Below are 18939 nucleotides of genomic sequence, written 5' to 3'. Positions count from 1 at the left end.
TTGAGACGATCGGTCCGTTCCGCCATCGAAACCCGGGTCAACCGGATGCGCCGGCGCTCGAGGAGGATCCTCGTCGAGATCGGCAAGACGGTGCTGCTGATGGCCTGCGTGGTCGTCGTCGCCTCGGTGATCATCTTCGGCTACAACTTCGTCATCGTGTCGCCCTACTTCCAGATGAAGGAGACGCTCGTCCGGGGCACCGAGCGGCTGCAGAGCGACGCCGTCGTCGAACTCACCGGCCTCAAGCCCTCGCAGAACATCCTCATGACGAACCTGGGCGCCGTGGCCCGCAAGGTCAAGGCCAACCCCTGGGTGAAGGACGTCTCGGTCAGGCGGGACTTCCCCGACCGGCTCGTCATCGAGGTCACGGAGCGAAAGCCCGTGGCCCTCGTGGAACGGGGCGACGGCCTGTACTTCATCGAGCGCGACGGCACCGTCTTCGAGAAGGTCGCCGCGGGCGAGAAGACGGACCTGCCCGTGCTCACGGGGTTTTACCGCAAGGGGGTCGAGAACCGCGAGATGATCCTCAAGTCCCTCGAGCTGCTCGACTACATGGCCTCCTACACGGAGGTCCCCGAGATCCGCCACATCTCCGAGATCCACGGCGATGAGCTCTTCGGGCTGTCGCTGTTCGCCGACGGCCTCTGCCTCAAGCTGGGGTTCGGGGACTTCGACACGAAGCTCAGGCGCCTCAAGCCGGTGCTGGCGGACCTGGCGCGGCGAAACCTCTCGGGGTATTTCATCATCGACCTCAACAACCCCGGCAAGGTGACGGTCCAGCACCGCGAGTTCCGCGTGCCGGTGAAGGTGACGGGGGGCGTGCGGGCGTAAAAGAAGAAGTTGAGAAGTTGAGAAGGTGGGAAGGTTGGAGAACCCTTCAGCACGCGGGCAGCCGGCGGGTGATTCGGATAGCGGAAAACAGCGAATGCAGGCTTCGGATGGAAACAGGCTGTCGGCATTCACAGGAGTGAAGGAATGGCGAAGAAGATCAACATCGTGACGGGGCTCGACATCGGGACGACGAAGGTCACGGCCGTCGTGGCCGAGCGGACCAACACCGGCATCGACGTCATCGGGCTGGGCACGTCCCCCACGGAGGGGCTGCGCAAGGGGGTCGTCGTCAACATCGACAGCACCGTCGAGTCGATCAAGAAGGCCGTCGAGGAGGCCGAGTTCATGTCCGGCGTCGAGATCCGCAGCGTGTTCACCGGGGTCTCCGGCAGCCACATCAAGAGCCTCAACAGCCACGGCATCGTCGCCGTCCAGGGCCGCGAGGTCGAGGAGATGGACGTCCGGCGCGCCATCGAAGCCGCCCGCGCCATCAGCATCCCGCTGGACCGCGAGATCCTGCACGTCCTGCCCCAGCACTACATCGTCGACGAGCAGGAGGGGGTCAAGAACCCCGTGGGGATGGCCGGGGTGCGGCTCGAGGCGAAGGTCCACATCGTGACGGGGGCCACGGCCTCGACGCAGAACATCATCAAGAGCGTCAACCGCGTGGGCCTGGACATCGACGAGATCGTCCTCGAGCAGCTGGCCACGGCCGAGGCGGTGCTCTCGGCCGACGAGAAGGAGCTCGGGGTGGCCCTCGTCGACATCGGGGGCGGCACGACGGACATCGCCGTCTACCGTGAGGGCAGCATCAAGCACACGGCCGTCCTGCCCATCGGCGGCCACTACCTCACCAACGACATCTCCATCGGGCTGCGCACCCCCGTGACCGAGGCCGAGAAGATGAAGATCAAGTTCGGCTGCGCCAACACCTTCATGATCCCCCAGGGCGAGACGATCGAGGTGCCCAGCGTGGGCGGGCGGGAGGCGCGCAAGGTGTCGCGGCAGATCCTGGGCGAGATCATCGAGCCGCGGATGGAGGAGATTTTCTCGCTCGTCAACAAGGAGTTCGTCAAGGCGGGATACGACGACCAGCTCACGGCGGGAATCGTGATCACGGGGGGCACCGCCATGCTGGCGGGGATCACGGAGCTGGCCGAGCGGGTCTTCCAGATGCCCGTGCGGAAGGGGTTCCCCATGGGGATCAGCGGGCTGACCGACATCATCAACAGCCCGGTCTACGCCACGGCCGCGGGGCTCGTGGTCTACGGGAGCAGGCGGGTCGCGCGGCGCGGCACCCGCGGCGGCGGCGGCTGGTGGGGGCGGTCGACGAAAAAAATCAAGAAGTGGTTTTCCGAATTCTTCTGACGGGAGGAAGACGTATGTTTGAACTACTGGATGGCGGGACGGCGTCCGGCGGGACGGCCCGGATCAAGGTGGTCGGCATCGGCGGGGGCGGCGGCAATGCCCTGAACACCATGATCAGCTACAACCTGCAGGGGGTCGACTTCATCGCGGCCAACACGGATGCCCAGGCCCTGCGGGCATCGCTGGCGCCCATGAAGGTCCAGCTCGGCAACGACGTGACGCGCGGCCTCGGCGCGGGCTCCGACCCCGAGATCGGCAAGCGCGCGGCCATCGAGACGATGGACGCCGTCAAGGCCGCGCTGGCCGGGGCGGACATGGTCTTCATCACCGCCGGCCTGGGGGGCGGCACGGGGACGGGCGGGGCGCCCATCGTGGCCGAGGTGGCCAAGAGCATGGGTGCGCTCACGGTGGCCGTCGTCACCAAGCCCTTCCTCTTCGAGGGCAAGAGGCGCGAGCGGCAGGCCGAGGAGGGCCTCGCGGAGCTCAAGAAGATCGTCGACACCCTCATCGTGATCCCCAACCAGCGCCTGCTCAGCGTGGGCGGCAAGACGATGTCGCTGCTCGAGGCCTTCAAGAAGGCCGACGAGATCCTCTACCACGCCGTCAAGGGCATCTCGGACCTCATCATGGTGCCCGGTCTCATCAACCTGGACTTCGCCGACGTGCGGAGCATCATGAGCGAGATGGGGCTCGCCCTCATGGGGACGGGGATCGCCAGCGGCGAGAACCGCGCCGTCGAGGCGGCCCAGCGGGCCATCTCGTCGCCGCTGCTGGAGGACAACTCCATCCAGGGCGCCCGCGGCGTGCTGCTGAACATCACGGCGGGGCCCGACATCACCCTCTTCGAGGTGAGCGAGGCCTCCGGGCTGATCCAGGCCGAGGCCGACGAGGAGGCCAACATCATCTTCGGCACCGTCATCGACGACACCATGGGCGACGAGATCCGGATCACCGTCATCGCCACCGGCTTCGAGCAGGGCGGCAGGAAGCGGCAGAGCGCCCCCAACGTCTCGCACCTCAGCAGCTACCGCCAGCGCGAGGACCTGAGCACGCCGGCCTTCCTGCGCAAGGACAAGGAAAAGGCCCCGCCCGCAACCCAGGCCGTCATCCCCATGGGACAGGCCGGCGCGGACGAGGAGGTGAACCTCGAGATCCCCACGTTTCTGAGGAGGCAGGCGGACTAGCATGGCCGGGAGGCACAGACAGGGCAGATCCTCCCTCCTTGCGAAAGAAGAAGGCACGGTCACGGCTCCCTGGCAGGGTCGGATCCGCATCGCGCTGGCCTACCCCAACCATTACCGGACGGGCATGTCGAACCTGGGCTTCCAGACGCTCTATGCCCTGTTCAACGAACCCCCCTCTTTCCTCTGCGAAAGAGTCTTCCTTCCGGACCCCGGGGACGAAGGGACCTTCGCCCCGGGGTCGACTCCCCTTGCGAGCCTCGAGTCGGGCCGGCCGCTTTGCGACTTCGACATCGTCGCCTTCTCCGTCTCTTTCGAGAACGACTACCCGAACATCCTGGCCATGCTGGCCGGGGGGCGCATCCCGCTTGCCGCCGGGGCACGCGGCGAAGAGGCCCCGCTGATCCTGGGCGGGGGCATCGCCGTCATGCTGAACCCCGAGCCGCTCGCACCGTTCTTCGACCTGTTCCTGCTCGGGGAGGCCGAGGAGATGGTGCCGGAGTTCCTCGAGCGCTACCGCGTGCTGCGCACCGGCGGCGCAGCCCGTGCGGAGATCCTCGCCGAGGTGCAGCGGGCCGTCGACGGGGCCTACGCCCCGGGGTGCTACCGCGTGCACTACGGGCCCGGCCAGCGCATCGAGGCCTTCGGGCCGACCGACCCGTCCTTCCCGCAGCGGGTCCGGGTGCGGCACGTCGGCGAGATCGACGCCTTCCGGACGCACGAGGTCGTCACCACCCCCGAGACGGAGTTCGCCGACATGTTCCTTGCCGAGGTGAGCCGGGGCTGTTTCCGGGGGTGCCGGTTCTGCCCGGCCGGGTTCGTCTACCGGCCGGCCCGCTTCCGCAGCCTCGCCGCGCTCGAGGCCACGCTGGAGGAAGGGCTGCGCCGAAAGGGGCGCGTGGGGCTCCTCGGGACGGCCGTCTCCGACCACCCGCAGCTGGCCGCCCTCTGCCGCCGGACCCTCGCGGCCCGGGGCAGCTTCTCCATCGGGTCGCTCCGGGTCGACCGGGTCACGGGCGAGCTCGCGGGGCTGCTGGCCGAATCCGGCGTGGAGATGGTGTCGCTTGCCCCCGAGGCGGGTTCCCAGCGGCTGCGCGACGTGGTCCGCAAGGGGGTGACGGAGGAGCAGATCTTCCGGGCCGTGGAACATCTCATCGCAAACGGCATCGTGAACCTGAGGCTCTACTTCATGGTGGGGCTCCCCACGGAGGAGGAAGCGGACGTCGACGCGATCGTCGACCTGACCCGCCGGATCGGGCACCATGCCGTGAAGAGCGCGAAGGGGACCCGGCGCTTCCGCCGGATCACCCTGAGCGTCAACCAGTTCATCCCCAAGCCCGCAACGCCCTTCCAGTGGAGCCCGCTGGCCGACGCGGCCCTCGTGCGCAAGCGGATCCAGAGGATCAAGAGGGCCCTCGGGAAGGAGCGCGCCGTGAGCGTGATTCACGACCTTCCGAAGTGGAACTACGTGCAGGCGCTGCTGTCGCTCGGGGACCGTCTGGTCGGCGAGGTCCTGCTGGCCGTCCACGCCAGCGGCGGCAACTGGCCCCAGGCGCTCAAGCAGGTCAACGTCAACGCCGACTACTACGTGTACCGCGAGAAGGACCCCGCCGAGATCCTGCCTTGGGACTTCATCGATCACGGGGTGAGCCGGGAGTTTCTCCTCGAGGAGTACCGCAAGGCGATGGAAACGGCGACTCCGCCGCCGGCAGCAGAAGGTAAGAAGGTTTGAGGGTAAGAAGGTTGGAGAATCGGAGACACATTCGCGGTTGGCAGCCTGTCCAACCCTCTTACCCTCTTACCCTCTTACCCTCTTACCCTCTCACCTTCTGGTTCCGCTGTTGACGGTGGCTCACGTTCCGACTTATAGTACATATGCATTCCACAGGAAGGGGTTCTCATGGACAAGAATGCCCTCTACTTCGCCTACTCCTCCGACATCAACGAGAAGAGCCTCTCCAGGTGGTGCTCGAAGAACGGCTTCGACTATCCCCTGAAGGCCAAGGTGGCCAATGCCTGGCTGCCCGACCACGAACTGATCTTCAACTACCGCGAGCGGGAAAACCGGGGGCGCGTCTCGAACCTTCGTCGCCGCTACGGCCAGGCCGTGCCCGGCGTCCTCTTCGAGGTCAAGCCCGGGGGCTGGGCGGCCATCGAGGCCAAGAAGCTCGTGCCCCGCTGCTACAGGCCCTTCGAGACGATCGTGCTCACCGAGGACGGCCGGGAGCGGGAGGCCGTGGCCTACCGCGTGTTCGCCGATCACATCGCGGGCACGTTCTACCCCCCGCGCCTGGACTACGCGGCGGCCCTGCGTGACGGGCTCCTCTCCCACGGCCTCGACGACCGGATGCTCACGGCCGTCGCCGCAGGGCGCGAGGCCCCGTGGAGCATCGACCACATCTTCGTCTACGGGACGCTCATGAAGGGCTTCGCGCGGCATCACCTGCTCGAGTCCTGCGCACACCCCATGACCCGCCGGGAGGCCAAGGCGCCCGGGATCCTGTTCGACTGCCGCAAGGGATATCCCGGCATGGTCCCGGCCAGGAGGGACGGGCAGGTCGTTGCGGGCGAGCTGTACCGCCTCCAGGACAACCGCCAGGCCTTCGAGATGCTCGACATCGTCGAGGACTTCCGCGGGTACGGGGATGCCCGCTCGGAGTTCCGCCGGGCCATCGTGCGCGTGGAGGCGGGCGGTGAGAGCCTGCCGGCCTGGGCCTATCTGTACAACAAGCCCACGGCAAAGCTGGACGTCATCGAGTCGGGTGATTGGAGGAACAGGCCGTTCCTGGCTTGAGCGCGCAGCGGATTCGACGGGCGGACCCGGGAGCGGACCCCTCCCTGCCGCCGCCGATGCGGCGCAGGGGCGGACCGGCAGAAACAGCACACCCCGGCAGAGCGGAAAGCCCGGCCGGGGTGAACCGCTGAAGCGCTATGAGACCGTGTTGAGGCTGATTACGTTTCCTGGAACCGATACCAGAGGAATACCGCGCCGCAAAAGATGACAAAGGCTAACATGGGGTGGCCGACGAACTCGTCGAGCTTGCCGAAGGCGGCTCCGGCGCAGATCAGGATGACGGAGACAACAAAGAGCAGTTCGACGAGAACCTTGACGGGAGACGGGTACCGGCTGCTCATAGCACACCTCCCTGTGACGCAGGATCTCTTCTGACTCTCAGTTTTGCAAGAAAAGTGCCCACATTGAATGAAGGGGCATTTTTCCGGGCCGCATCAAGAAACACCGGGCATACCGTCTGACACGCGGGTCCTCGAAGCGTTGCGGCGCTTCATGAAAAAGTATGACCCGGGGATTCTTGCGGCACACTACTACAAAAAATGTAGATTGAACTGCATCTCCTGTAAAGACCTCCCCTGAAAAAATCGCCAAACCCCATCCGATCGCGCCAGCCGCATCGCGATCGCGCCGCCATACCCGGCACGAAGCCGCGAGTCCCGGACCGGGAGAACCCGTTTCCGGCAGGAGGCCGCCGCGTACGCCCCGAATCATGCCTAGTCCGCTGTATTTCCTGATTAAATATCACGATTCTTGCATGCGAAATCCGCTGGTGGGGTGTCTTCGCAGACTCATCTCGCAAAGCCTGAGCGGCTCCCGGGGCGGAAATGAGAATCGGCCGTTACCTGCTGTTGATCATCCTCTTCGTCGGCTTCTTCATCGTCTTCGGAAACCGGGGACTGCTGGACAACCAGCGACTGAAGCAGAAGCTCGCTGATCTGAGGGCCGAGAATGCCCGGCTCGAGGCGGTGAACAACAGCCTGAAGCGCGAGGCGCTCCTGATCCGGGAAGAGCCCCGGTACATCGAGTCCGTCGCCCGCCAGGAATTGGGCATGGTGAAGCGGGGGGAGCTGATCTACCGGTTCGTGGAACCGGCGGCATCGACTCCGCCGAGCGGCGACGGGAGTCCGCCGCAGGCGACGCATGGCCCGCCTGCCGGGAAGTCCGGCGCTCCCATGTAGTCCGTCTCGCCCGTCTTGCCGATCCGGCCCGCCTGGTCGTCTCATGCCGCCTGCACCGGTCAAGGTGACGGCGGCCGGATGACGGGGAAGAGCACCCGCAAGGATGTTGGTGTTGCCTGTTGCCCGTCCCCTGCCTAGGTCGTCCTCAGCGCGTCGACGATCTTCATCCGCGAGGCGCGCAGGGCCGGCAGCACGCCCCCGACGAACCCCATGACGAGCGAGAAGAGAAGGGCCTGCCACACGATCCCGGCGGTGAGGGTGAAGGAGAAGGCCAGCTCCGAAAAGGTCTGGAAGTTGAGCGTCGAGATCGTGAACAGCTGGAGAAAGGAGGCAAAGAAGAGCCCCGCGGCACCCCCGATGAGCCCCAGGAGCAGCGACTCCACGAGGAAGGCCGCCAGGATGCTGCGGCGCTGGAACCCTAGGGCCCTCAGCGTGCCGATCTCGGCGGTGCGGTTCGCCACGGCGGCATACATGGTGATCATGGCCCCGATGACGGCGCCCAGCGAGAAGATGATCGTCAGCGACATCCCGAGGATCCGCAGGAACTTCGCCATCACTTCCGACTGGTCGGCGTAGAAGCGGGTCTCGCGCTTGGCCTCGACGGTCAGCCTGGGGTCGGACTCGACGCGGGCCTTGAAGGCGTCGAAGGCCGAGGGGTCGCTCAGCCTGAAGATCACCGACGAGTAGGCCTGGCGGCGAAAGGTCTGCATGAGCTGGTCCGCATCGCCCCAGATCTCGGAGCTGAACCCGGTGCTCCCCGCGTCGAAGATCCCCACCACGGTCCAGTCCCGCATGCCGAAACGAAGCGTCTCGCCGATCCCGGCCCCCGAGAACCGCTGCGCCACGCTCGCGCCGGCGAGGATCTCGGCGGAGCCCCGCCGGGGCATCCGGCCTTCCGTCAGCCTCACCTGGGGGCGCATCGCCATCGACTGATCGCCGATGCCCCGGATGATGACGTTCGAGGGCTTGTCGGTGCCCCTCCTCGGGAGGCTGATCAGCACCACGACTTCCTTTGCAAGGACACGCCGCCCATCCGCCCCCACGGCCACCTCGGGCTGCGTCTCGAGGATGGAGGCCTGCAGCCGCTCGATGCCGCTCTGCACCTCCGACTGGGAGCCCTTGCGGATGAGGACCACGTTGTCCCAGGAGCCCGTCTCGACGAGGGTCTTCTGCAGGCCCTCGGCCAGCATGAGGATGGCGGCGAAGACGAAGACGACGAGCGCCATGCCCGCGGCGGTGAGGATCGTCGTCAGTCGCCTCGTCCAGAGATTCCGGAAGCTGTAGGAAACGGGAACCCGCATGTCTTGTCCAGAGTCCGGGGTACAGGATACAGGGTTAATTCATTCCGCGCCTTTTCCGCTCTTGTGCTCTTCCTCGCTTCCGCTCTTCCGGTCCTTACCCGATCCTCCGCAGGCCTTCGGCAATGCGGATGTTGACGGCCCGCCACGTGGGGAACAGGGCCGCCACCACCCCCACGAGCACCCCGGCGGCGAGGTCCATGAGGACCGTCTCCCTCTCCACGAAGAAGATGGGGAAGTAGGTCCCCAGGTAGTCGGCGAAGGCCTCCGCCGCCGGGAACGTGAGCCCGATCCCGATCGCCGTCCCCAGGAGGCTGATGAAGAGGGACTCCCCGAAGATGAGCCCCGCGATGAACCAGCCCCCGAACCCGAGGGTCTTGAACACGGCGTACTCCCCGATCCGCTCGCGGGCCGTCATGGCCATCGTGTTGGCGACGACGGCCATGATGATGACGATGATCACGATGGAGACGAGCTGGATGGCGATGAGGATCGCCTCGGTCATGGAGACGAAGCTCATCTGGAAGGCCTTCTCCGTCTCCGTGAGGGTCTCGGCGAGCGAATTCTTGAAGGCGGCGTCGATGGCCGCGCTCACTTCGCCCGCGAGGTTGGGGTTCGCGATCCCGATGATGTAGTACCCCACTTGGCCGGCGCGCCGGGGGGCCGTCTTCTTCATCGTCTCGTCGAGGTATTCCCAGTGAAAGAAGAACTGGGTCTCGTCGACGCTGCGGTCCTTGCCCCGGTAGATGCCCCGGACGGTGAACTCCCAGTTGCCGGGGAAGATCGTGCCCTTGAGGGTGACCGTGTCGCCGACCTTCCAGCCGAACTTGTCGGCGAGTTTCTTACCCACCACGGCGCCCTTGCGGTCGCCGAAAAAAGCAGCCTTCTGCGGGTCCGGGATGAGGTACTCCGGGTACAGGGCCAGGAAGCTGCGGGGGTCGACGGCGAAGTTGGGGAAGAAGTTCTTCTCCTCGATGTAGACGCCGCCGAACCAGTTGCCCCAGGAGACGAGGGTCACGCCGCTCACCTGGCGGATCTTGTCCTTGTAGGCCAGCGGAAGGGGAAAGACGAGGGAGATGGCGTTGCGGATCACGAGCCGGTTGGCCGACGAGGCCTCGACGCCCGCGTACCAGGCGTTGACCATGGTCCGCAGCATCCCGAAGGCGAGGATGGCGATGGTGATGCCCAGGACCGTGAGCCCCGTCCGCAGCTTGTGACGGAAGGCGTTGCGGAGGAAAAGCTTAAGCAGGCCCATGGTTCAGGGAGCCCTTGTCGAGGCGGAGGATCACCTGGGCCGCCTCGGCGGCCTTGGGATCGTGGGTCACCATGATGATCGTCTTGCCCGACTCGCGGCTCAGCCGGCACATGAGGGCCATGATCTCCCGCGCCGAGGCGCGGTCGAGGTCCCCCGTGGGCTCGTCGGCCACCAGGATCGTGGGGTCCGTGACGATGGCCCGGGCGATCGCCACCCGCTGCTGCTCGCCGCCGGAGAGCTGCGAGGGGTAGTGATCCATCCGGTGCGCGAGGTTCACCACGCGAAGGGCCGTCTCGACATGCTCGCGGCGCTCGGCGCGGCTCAGGCCCGTGAGCTGCAGGGGAAGCTCCACGTTCTCGAAGGCCGTGAGCACGGGGATGAGGTTGTAGAACTGGAAGATGAACCCCACGTGGGTGGCGCGCCAGCGGGCCAGCTCCGTCTCGTCGAGGGCCGTGATGTCGACGCCGCCGACGACGATCGAGCCGCTGTCGGCCTTGTCGATCCCGGCGATGAGGTTCAGCAGCGTGCTCTTGCCCGATCCCGAGGGGCCCATCAGCGCGAGGAACTCGCCCTCGCGGATGTCGAAATCGATCTCCCGCAGCACGGGGATGACGTGGCTGCCGCGCTGGTAGGACTTGCTGACGTTGCGCACCGCGACGATGACCGGCTGGTTCTCCAGCACGGGGGCCGGGCCGTGTTCGTCACAGATCGAGGTCGACTCGGGCATGGCCCTCCTCTTCAATCCGGAAGCTGTGAAGTTGGGAAGCTGAGAAGTTCGGAAGGGTCTGCCGTAAGGCGCCGACGGCATGCTTCTCCCAGCTTCATAACTTCCGCGCTTCGTAACTTCTGTCCTTTACTTCTCCGCCTGCTTCACCCGGCTGCCGGTCTTGAGGCCCTTGGGCGGGTTGAGGACGACCCGGTCGCCGGGCTTGAGGCCGCCCGTGACGATGAGCAGATCGCCCAGCTTTTCGCCCGTCGTGACCTCCTGCTCCTGCACCCGGCCCTCCCGGATGACGAAGGCGACCGTCCTGCCGTTGCGGCTCGCCAGCGCTGCGGGGTTGATCGTCGTGCGGGGGCTCTCCTCTCCGGCCCCCACGGGCCTCGACAGGAAAGCGACCTTGGCGCTCATCTCCGGGAGAATCCGGGGATCCGTCTCGACGAAGCGGACCTTCACCATCACCGTGGCCTTCGTCCGGTCCGCCGTCGGGATGATCATGTGCACCACGCCGCGGAACCGCTTGTCCGGCAGGGCGTCGAGCTGGATCTCGCTGGGCTGGCCGACCTTGACCTGCTCGAGGCTGGACTCCGACACGTCGGCCTCGACCTGCAGCGACTGCATGTCGGCGATGGTGACGACGGCGGCCTTGGCATTCGCGGCCGCGCCCAGAGGCGTCACGATGTCCCCGACGTCGGCGTTCTTCGTGAGCACGACGGCATCGAAGGGGGCGCGGATGAGCGTGTACTCCAGATTCACCGTCGCCGCCTCGAGGGCCGCCTCGGCGGCCTTCACGGCGGACTCGGCCCCCGCGACGCCGGCCTCGGCCTTGCGGAACCGGGCCTCGGCCGCGTCAAAGGCGGCCTTCGTCGTGTATTCCCGGGCCAGGAGCCCCTTTTCCCTCTCGTAGGAAACCCGCGCGTCCGCCAGCTCCGCCCGGGCCTGGTCCAGACTGTAGCGGGCCACACTCAGGTTTGCCCGGGCCTGGTCCCTTGCCGCGGCGGCGTCGGCGCCCTCGAGCCTCGCGATGATGTCGCCCTTCTTCACGCGGCTGCCCTCCTCGACGTGGATCTCCAGGAGCTGGGCCGTGATCTTCGAGGCGACGGCGGCCTTGCGCTGGGCCACCACGTAACCGCTCGCGTTGAGGACCGTGAAGGACTGCGAGGGGTAGGTCTGGCCCACCGTGGCCACGTCCACGGGCTGGGCGGCGCTGAAAACCCCCATCCCGTACAGGGCGGCCGCCAGCAACAGGAGAGCCGCGCCGACGACAAGCATCGGCTTTCTTTGCAGGCGCGGCCGCACGGTCTTCGCAGACTTGTCGATCTTGAGGCGGGAGAGGTCGTCGGCTGCCATCGGTTCTTTCTTTGCCCGGGCGCGGAAGTAAAAAAACCGGCGGAACCGGCCCTTCACACCGGATACGGCTCGCCGGGACAATGCGTATCCATTGCGGTTAAAAAAACATTCTCGGCCCGATTTGTCAACAGGATTGAGCGACCCGGCGGGACGGGGACTTTTTCGTTGAAGTTCGGCCCCATCGGGACTATGATGAAACTGCGCAGGAAATCCAAAAGAGGAGGCGTGAACATGCTCGTCAAAGTGCTCATCAAACGCAGGGTCACGCAGGACAAGGAAGCGGCTCTTCTGGATCTCATCACGCAACTCCGGACGCTTGCGTCCCGTCAGCCCGGATACATCTCCGGGGAGACGCTGCGCAGCGCCGACAACCCCGACGAGTATCTCGTCATCAGCACCTGGCAGACACTGGACGACTGGAAGAGGTGGCTCGCCAGCAAGGAGCGCGCGGCGCTGCAGGAACAGATCGACAAGCTCCTGGGCAAGAAAACCGAGTACGAAGTCTACCAATACCCGGAGAAATCGGTCTCCCTGCGCAGCTTCAAGGGCTACGAGGGCGGCTGATCCGCAGGCCATGGAACATCAGCCGACTGCCGCGGGCTATCCGCTGCGCCTGGCCGACGGGCTCTGGGTGCTGGGCAATTCCTTTTTCAACCTGTACCTGCTTCGGGGAGAGGCGGCGTCGGCCCTCGTGGAGACGGGCATCTCGGCCACGGCCGACATGGTCTTCGCGCAGATGGACGCGCTCGGGGTGAGGCCGGACCACCTCATCGTCACCCATCCGCACGGGGACCACATCAGCGGTCTGTCCGCCCTGCAGGAGCGCTACCCCGAGGCCCGCGTCGTGATTGGGCCCGGCGCGAGGGAATTCCTCGCCCACCCCAAGACGGCGGCGGCGATCGTGGCCGAGGACCGCTTCATGTCGGAGTTCCTGGCGTCTAAGGGGTTCAGGCCCGGGCGGCCCCCGATCGAACGGCCGCCTTCCGTGGAAAGCGCCGCGGTGGCCGCAGACGGCGACACGCTGGACCTGGGCGGCCTGGTCCTTCGATTCCTCCACGTCCGCGGTCACGCGATCGGCAACATCCTCGTGCACGCGCCGGCCCTGGGAGCCCTGATGTGCTCCGACAGCCTGGGTTTCCGCATCCCCCGCATCGGGTTCTTCCCGATCTTCTTCACGGGCTATGCGGACTACATGGCCACGATCGACCGGTTGGAAGCGCTCGAGCCCCGGATCCTCTGCCTCGCGCATCAGGGGCCGCTTGTGGGCGAGGACGCCCGCAAGGCCATCCAGGAGGCCCGGGAAGCCGCCCGTGCCCTCTGCGAGGAGATCCGCAACGACCCCCGCGACGAGGACGCGATCGTCCGGGACCTGTACCCGCGCTATTACCGGGACGAGCTGGCCCTCTACACGCCCGACAACATCATCGGGTGCTGCCGCCTGGTGATCCGCAGAAGCAGGGCCTGAGACGGGCCACGAAAAGGTCCCCCCGGGTGGTGCGGCCCGGGGGGAAGGTGAAAGGAAGAAAGGAGAAGATTGAAACGCTGCCAGCGGATCAGGGCTTGAAGCGGTCCCGGGTCCGTCCGGGAGGGTCGGGTCCCTGTTTTCCGTGACGGCCCGGCACCGGATCCAACCGCTGTCCCTGTCCACTTTATCGGCAGAGAACCCATCCAACTTGAGGACGCACGCGACGGCCCCGTCGCGCTGCGGCAGCAGGGAGGCATATGGCCATGCTCAAGGCCCGCGACATCATGACGAAAAATGTGATCACCGTCACCCCCGACACGGAGATCACGCAGGCGGCCAAGATTTTACTGGAAAACCATTTCAACGGGTTGCCCGTTGTCGACGACAAGGGGCGGCTCGTCGGGATCATCTGCCAGGACGATCTCATCGTTCAGCAAAAGAAATTTCCCCTTCCCTCCCTGTTCACCCTTTTCGACGGCCTCATCCCCCTGACATCCTACAGGAGCCTCGAAAAGGAGATGGCCAAGATCGTGGCCACCACGGTGGCGCAGGCCATGACGCCTGACCCGATCACGATCGACCCGGACGCGGCCCTGGAGGACATCGCCACCCTCATGGTCAACAACAACATCCACACCCTGCCGGTGCTCGATCAGGGCCGCCTCGTGGGCGTGATCGGCAAAGAGGATGTCCTGCGGACCCTCATGCCCGCAGGACGGCAGGACTGATTCGACTTTCCCATCCGTAGAATTTTTTCCGTCATACCCCTTGCTTTTTCGAATGAGAGTGTATAAATTGAATGCAGATTGTTCCGCACAGAGGAACAATCTGCCATTATGTAAGATGAATTTGGACTCGATTGTAGGTGTCTCTCTGACAGGAAAATCAGACTTGCTCCGATTCAACGAGGCGTTTCCATGGGGTATAAAGCGCCTAACCAAGTTCAGGGAATCGAGGCAAGAAAGACACCATGAACAGCAAAAAGGCTTCCACAGTGAATTTCAGGTTCTGGTTCGACCGTCAGATCCGCAATGCGAGGAAGCCGCGACTGATGTCGGGTTCGACGGAAAACCGTTTCTACTACGAAAAGCTCCTCGGCAAGTCCAAGGCCGAGGGCCGCTCTTGAAAAAAAGCCTGCGGGCACAGATAGAACTCTCTCTGTCATCTACCTCTCTCCTATTCGTTCATGGAGGGGACCAACGACGCTCCCCTCCATGAATGAATCCAAAACCGGAGGAGGGCGGCAGGGACCGAAAAGAAAGAACCCGTCCCCAGGACGGCAACCGTACTCTCTCTGTCATCTACCTCTCTCCTATTCGTTCATGGAGGGGACCAACGACGCTCCCCTCCATGAATGAATCCAAACCGGAAGAGGGCGGCAGGGACCGAAAAGAAAGAACCCGTCCCCAGGACGGCAACCGTACTCTCTCTGTCATCTACCTCTCTCCTATTCGTTCATGGAGGGGACCAACGACGCTCCCCTCCATGAATGAATCCAAAACCGGAAGAGGCGGCAGGGACCGAAAAGAAAGAACCCGTCCCCAGGACGGCAACCGTACTCTCTCTGTCATCTACCTCTCTCCTATTCGTTCATGGAGGGGACCAACGACGCTCCCCTCCATGAATGAATCCAAAAACCGGAAGAGGGCGGCAGGGACCGAAAAGAAAGAACCCGTCCCCAGGACGGCAACCGTACTCTCTCTGTCATCTACCTCTCTCCTATTCGTTCATGGAGGGGACCGACGACGCTCCCTTCCATGAATGAAGCCATCATGTATCCGTAACACATAACCCCCTTTCAACGGCCTGTCTCGCTCGAGGCAGGCTTTTTCTTGCCTTTTACCCGTTGGTCCCCCGCCCCTCCGGATGTTTAAACCCTTGAATGGATTTCCGAACTGCGTTATCTTGCCTGTGGCGGTCTCGCCGGGGCCTTCGGGCATGGCAGCCGCCGGCCGGGAGTCGGGAGCCCGAACGCCGCGGGCAAGACCGAGGGACATGCCCCGTCAACCAAGACTTCCCTTCCGGGAAGGAACAAGGAGAGCACAGGGGGTTCGCATGGAAGCGCAGGCTCCGGAAGATCTCCGTCCCTTTCTTCAGCCGACGTTCTACATCGATTCGGCATCCGGCACCGTCGTCGACTTCGCCCGGACCCGGGCAAGGGGACAAACGGCAGCGGAGAGGGCCGTGAGCCTCTTCCGCGCCGTCCGCGATGAACTCATTTACGACCCCTACAACATCGAGCTCGTGCCCGACGCCTTCAAGGCCAGCGTGATCATCGGCAAGAGACGCGGCTACTGCGTGGCGAAGGCCATCGCCCTGGCCGCCGTCGCCCGCGCGACCGGGATTCCCGCGCGGGTGGGGTTTGCCGACGTGAAGAACCACCTGAGCACGGAGAGGCTCCGCCGGCTCATGAAAACCGACGAATTCGTTTACCACGGCTATTCCGAGCTGTTCCTGGACGGCCGATGGCTCAAGGTCACGCCGACCTTCAACATGAGCCTCTGCGAGAAGTTCGGCGTCAGGCCGCTGGAGTTCGACGGCACGTCGGATTGTCTCTTTCACGAGTTCGACAGCCGGGGCCGGCGTCACATGCAGTACCTGCGGGACCACGGGGCCTTTGCCGACGTACCGTTCGAGCGGATCGTCGAGGCCATGCAGCGGCACTATCCCGATTTTTTCCCCGTGGGGGGCACCCCCGTCGGCGGCGACTTCGAGCGGGAAGCGATGAAGGAAGCGGCCGCCCCGGGCAACGACCGGCCCTGAGCCGTCCCCGCCCGCGGCTCGACAACCGGCAAGGATGAAGCGCCCGATGGTGTCCGTGATCTTCTATTTCCAGCTCCACCACCCCTGCCTGCTCCACCCGGAGCGCGACAAGTTCCTCTGGGACGAGCGGAACCGGGTATTCTTCGCGGACAAGGCGGCCCGGTTCTATCTGCCCGCCATCCGGACGCTTGCGGAGCTGGTCGGGCGCTGCCCCGATTTCAAGGCGGCCGTCAGTGTCTCGGGAACCTTCCTCGATCAGGCGGACCTCTACCAGAGCGAGGTCATCAGGGCCCTCCAGGACCTCCTCGATGCCGGGCGGGACGGCGCGAGGGTCGAGTTCCTCGACGAGACGCACTACCACTCGCTGGTGAGCCTCTTCGAGGACCCGCGCAAGCAGGAATTCCGGGACCAGGTCTCCCTGCACCGCGACCGGCTGGCCAAGCATTTCGGGACACGGCCCACGTCCTTCTGCAACACGGACCTGATCTGCAACCGGGACATCGCCGCCGTCGTCGCCGACATGGGCTACACGGCCATGCTGTGCGAGACGGGCGGCGCGGGCGGGGTGTGCCGGGCCGCCGGGTCGAGGCTTCTCCTGATCCCGAGGGACCGCGAGCTCAGCGATGCGATCGGTGCCTACGCCGTGCAGGGCGAACCCGGGCCCCGGGCGTACCTCGAGCGCATCGCCGCAAGCGCAGAAGGGGTCCTCCTTCTCGGCTACAACATGGAGACCCTCGGCTCACCGGGCGCCGGGGCGCCGGGGATGCACGACTTCTGGCGAAGGCTGGCCGAGGCGCTGCCGGAGTTCCCGGGCATCGAGGTCGTCACGCCGGCGGAAGTGGCCCGGAGCGTCGAGGCCGAAGGCTGCCCGGTCCTCGAGATCCCGGCGCCGCAAGCCGACGCGGCCTCGATGGAGGCGCAGACGGGGGGGTGGCTCGACGACCCCGCCCAGCTCGACCTCTTCCGGGATATCGAGAAGATGGAGGACATCGCCAGGAAGGCGGGCGGCGAGCTGCTGACGCACTGGCGCCACCTCACCGCGGCGGATCACCTGTTTTACATCCACCGGCCCACGGGCCGGGAGACGTCCCTGAGCAGCTACGCGAACCCTTACGGCGCATCGCTTGCCAGCGCCGTGCACATCCTGACCCGGAAGATCGACATCCTCACGGTCACCATCTTCCGCTTCGAGATCCTCACGCGCAAGGAAAAGCCCGCCGTTCTCATCGTGACGCCCGAAACGGGCCGGCTCCCCGAGGATCTGGGTGGGCTCGCCAAGTACATCTCCGGCAAGAGCGGCGGGCAGGGCGAGGTCATCTCGGCCCTGTGCGAGGGCCTGACGGAGCGGGGCGTCGACGTCCACCTCGCGCTGCTGAACCTCAAGAAGCGTTTCCAGCGGGAGTCCAGGCTCAGCGCGCAGCAGTGGCGGGAGATGCGCTACAGGATCGACCCCGAGAAGATCCACCTCGTCAGCTCGGGCGTCTTTTCCGATCTGCTGAGCGCCTACGGCGGCAACCCCCTGCTCAACGCCGCCGAGTTCCAGCGCGAGATCGTCAACAACGTCATCAAGGGCGTGAGCGCCCGCCACGGCGGCAGGCTGATCGTCCACACCCACGACTGGATGGCGGGCGGGATCATCAACGCCTACCTCAAGGCCCGCGGGGTCCCCGTCCTGCACACGGTCCACAACGTCTTCACGGGCCACATCCCACTGGACATGCTCTTCGGCGTCGACATGGAGGACTTCTCCGAGAACATCTACTACTCGGAGGAATACGGCAGGCGCTGCGTCGACAGCCAGGCCACGGCCATCAAGAACGCCACCCTGATCAACTTCGTGGGCGAGCAGTTCCTCAAGGAGGTGGTCTACGACTACTTCATGGACAGGCCCATCGTGCCGCCCGGCGTGCGGACCGAGGTCAAGGCCAAGTACTTCCACGGCTCGGCCATCGCGATCATGAACGCGCCGCCCGCCTACATGTACCCGGAACGGTGCGAGTACTGCGTCGAGAAATACGGGCCCGACGATGACGTCCTCAGGGCCAAGCGGATCAACCGCGTCGAGTTCCAGAAGCGGCTGGGCCTCAACGTCGAGCCCGACGCGATCCTGCTGTTCTGGCCCTCGCGCCTCGACCCCACGCAGAAAGGGGTGGAGCTGCTGGAACAGGTGGCAGGGCCCTTCTGCTCGGATCACCCCGACGTCCAGATCGCCATCGTGGGAGACGGCGTGGGCAGCGACCGGACCCACCCGGAGATCCTGGGGCGCATCGCCTACGCCTCGGGGGGGCGCATCGCTTACCAGCCCTTCACCGAGGAGCTCTGCATGCTGGGGTATGCCGCCGCGAGCGACGTCTTCGGGGCGTCGCTCTACGAACCCTGCGGCCAGATCGACCAGGTGGGCAACATCTTCGGCGCCACGGCCACGAACCGCGACACGGGCGGCTACCACGACAAGATCCGCGAGCTGCGCCTCAAGATCGCGGGGGCGCCCCAGGACGTGGGAAACGGCTTCTTGTTCCGGGACTACGACGCCCGCGGGCTCTGGTACGGCCTCGAGAACAGCGTGCGCTTCCACCGGCGCCCGGCCGAGGTCCGCGAGCCCCAGCTCAAGCGGATCATGCGCGAGGCCCGCCAGCGCTACCGCCTCGAGAACATGATCGCCGCCTACATCCGCGCCTACGAGCGCATCAACGGAGGCGAGCCGATCGTGTAGACGGCCCGGGGCGGCGGGTTTTCGA

The 18939-nt window shown here is 65.5% G+C and carries 17 protein-coding genes; 12 read left to right on the top strand and 5 right to left on the bottom strand.

Translation table 11 applies throughout. The annotated features are described in order from the left end of the window. The 5 genes from HPY67_12015 (at position 1) to HPY67_11995 (ending at position 6174) form a co-directional block, all read left to right on the top strand. Complete coding sequence (locus tag HPY67_12015) at positions 1-831, top strand: FtsQ-type POTRA domain-containing protein (GenBank protein NPV05444.1); 831 nt, start codon at positions 1-3, stop codon at positions 829-831. 144 nt (positions 832-975) lie between these two features. Further along, a complete protein-coding gene (gene ftsA, locus HPY67_12010; GenBank protein ID NPV05443.1) occupies positions 976-2199 on the top strand; it encodes a cell division protein FtsA in 1224 nt (407 codons plus the stop codon). Between the two features lie 14 nt (positions 2200-2213). Further along, positions 2214-3383: a cell division protein FtsZ gene (gene ftsZ, locus HPY67_12005; GenBank protein NPV05442.1), complete on the top strand. Its 1170-nt coding sequence runs from the start codon at positions 2214-2216 to the stop codon at positions 3381-3383. Between the two features lies 1 nt (position 3384). After that, positions 3385-5112 (top strand): radical SAM protein, encoded by a 1728-nt coding sequence (locus HPY67_12000; GenBank protein ID NPV05441.1) that lies wholly within the window; start codon positions 3385-3387, stop codon positions 5110-5112. Between the two features lie 168 nt (positions 5113-5280). Further along, complete coding sequence (locus HPY67_11995) at positions 5281-6174, top strand: hypothetical protein (GenBank protein ID NPV05440.1); 894 nt, start codon at positions 5281-5283, stop codon at positions 6172-6174. Positions 6175-6332: 158 nt separating this feature from the next. Here HPY67_11995 and HPY67_11990 read toward each other — a convergent pair whose 3' ends face one another. Then, complete coding sequence (locus tag HPY67_11990; protein NPV05439.1) at positions 6333-6515, bottom strand: hypothetical protein; 183 nt, start codon at positions 6513-6515, stop codon at positions 6333-6335. 483 nt (positions 6516-6998) lie between these two features. Here HPY67_11990 and HPY67_11985 point away from each other — a divergent pair, with 483 nt between their 5' ends. Beyond that, positions 6999-7352 (top strand): septum formation initiator family protein, encoded by a 354-nt coding sequence (locus HPY67_11985; protein ID NPV05438.1) that lies wholly within the window; start codon positions 6999-7001, stop codon positions 7350-7352. A 134-nt stretch (positions 7353-7486) separates the two neighbouring features. On the opposite strand, the gene HPY67_11980 is transcribed toward HPY67_11985, so the two are convergent. The 4 genes from HPY67_11980 to HPY67_11965 all read right to left on the bottom strand — a co-directional run bounded on the left by HPY67_11980 (position 7487) and on the right by HPY67_11965 (position 11973). After that, positions 7487-8653, bottom strand: a complete 1167-nt coding sequence (locus HPY67_11980; GenBank protein ID NPV05437.1) for an ABC transporter permease — start codon at positions 8651-8653, stop codon at positions 7487-7489. A gap of 94 nt (positions 8654-8747) precedes the next feature. Beyond that, positions 8748-9905 carry an FtsX-like permease family protein gene (locus tag HPY67_11975; protein NPV05436.1) on the bottom strand — a complete coding sequence of 386 codons (1158 nt, stop codon included), beginning with the start codon at positions 9903-9905 and terminating at the stop codon, positions 8748-8750. Further along, positions 9892-10632, bottom strand: coding sequence for an ABC transporter ATP-binding protein (locus tag HPY67_11970; GenBank protein NPV05435.1), 741 nt, complete (start codon positions 10630-10632; stop codon positions 9892-9894). The genes HPY67_11975 and HPY67_11970 overlap by 14 nt, the downstream gene beginning before the upstream one ends. 126 nt (positions 10633-10758) lie before the next feature. Continuing rightward, a complete protein-coding gene (locus HPY67_11965; protein ID NPV05434.1) occupies positions 10759-11973 on the bottom strand; it encodes an efflux RND transporter periplasmic adaptor subunit in 1215 nt (404 codons plus the stop codon). 231 nt (positions 11974-12204) lie between these two features. Here HPY67_11965 and HPY67_11960 point away from each other — a divergent pair, with 231 nt between their 5' ends. The 6 genes from HPY67_11960 to HPY67_11935 all read left to right on the top strand — a co-directional run bounded on the left by HPY67_11960 (position 12205) and on the right by HPY67_11935 (position 18914). Further along, complete coding sequence (locus HPY67_11960) at positions 12205-12537, top strand: antibiotic biosynthesis monooxygenase (GenBank protein NPV05433.1); 333 nt, start codon at positions 12205-12207, stop codon at positions 12535-12537. 10 nt (positions 12538-12547) lie between these two features. After that, entirely contained in the window at positions 12548-13438 is an 891-nt protein-coding gene (locus tag HPY67_11955; protein ID NPV05432.1) for an MBL fold metallo-hydrolase, read from the top strand. A 263-nt stretch (positions 13439-13701) separates the two neighbouring features. Beyond that, the gene (locus HPY67_11950; GenBank protein NPV05431.1) at positions 13702-14166 is read left to right on the top strand and encodes a CBS domain-containing protein; all 465 of its coding nucleotides are present in this window, start codon (positions 13702-13704) and stop codon (positions 14164-14166) included. Positions 14167-14408: 242 nt separating this feature from the next. Next, positions 14409-14564 (top strand): hypothetical protein, encoded by a 156-nt coding sequence (locus HPY67_11945; protein NPV05430.1) that lies wholly within the window; start codon positions 14409-14411, stop codon positions 14562-14564. A 929-nt stretch (positions 14565-15493) separates the two neighbouring features. After that, positions 15494-16201 (top strand): transglutaminase family protein, encoded by a 708-nt coding sequence (locus tag HPY67_11940; protein ID NPV05429.1) that lies wholly within the window; start codon positions 15494-15496, stop codon positions 16199-16201. A gap of 46 nt (positions 16202-16247) precedes the next feature. Further along, entirely contained in the window at positions 16248-18914 is a 2667-nt protein-coding gene (locus HPY67_11935; GenBank protein ID NPV05428.1) for a glycosyltransferase, read from the top strand. Positions 18915-18939: the final 25 nt, after the last annotated feature.

The sequence above is a fragment of the Syntrophaceae bacterium genome (assembly GCA_013177795.1).
Lineage (GTDB): Bacteria > Desulfobacterota > Syntrophia > Syntrophales > UBA2192 > UBA2192.
Note: the sequence above shows the minus strand (reverse complement) of the source record. Positions and strands in the feature narration are given on the sequence as shown.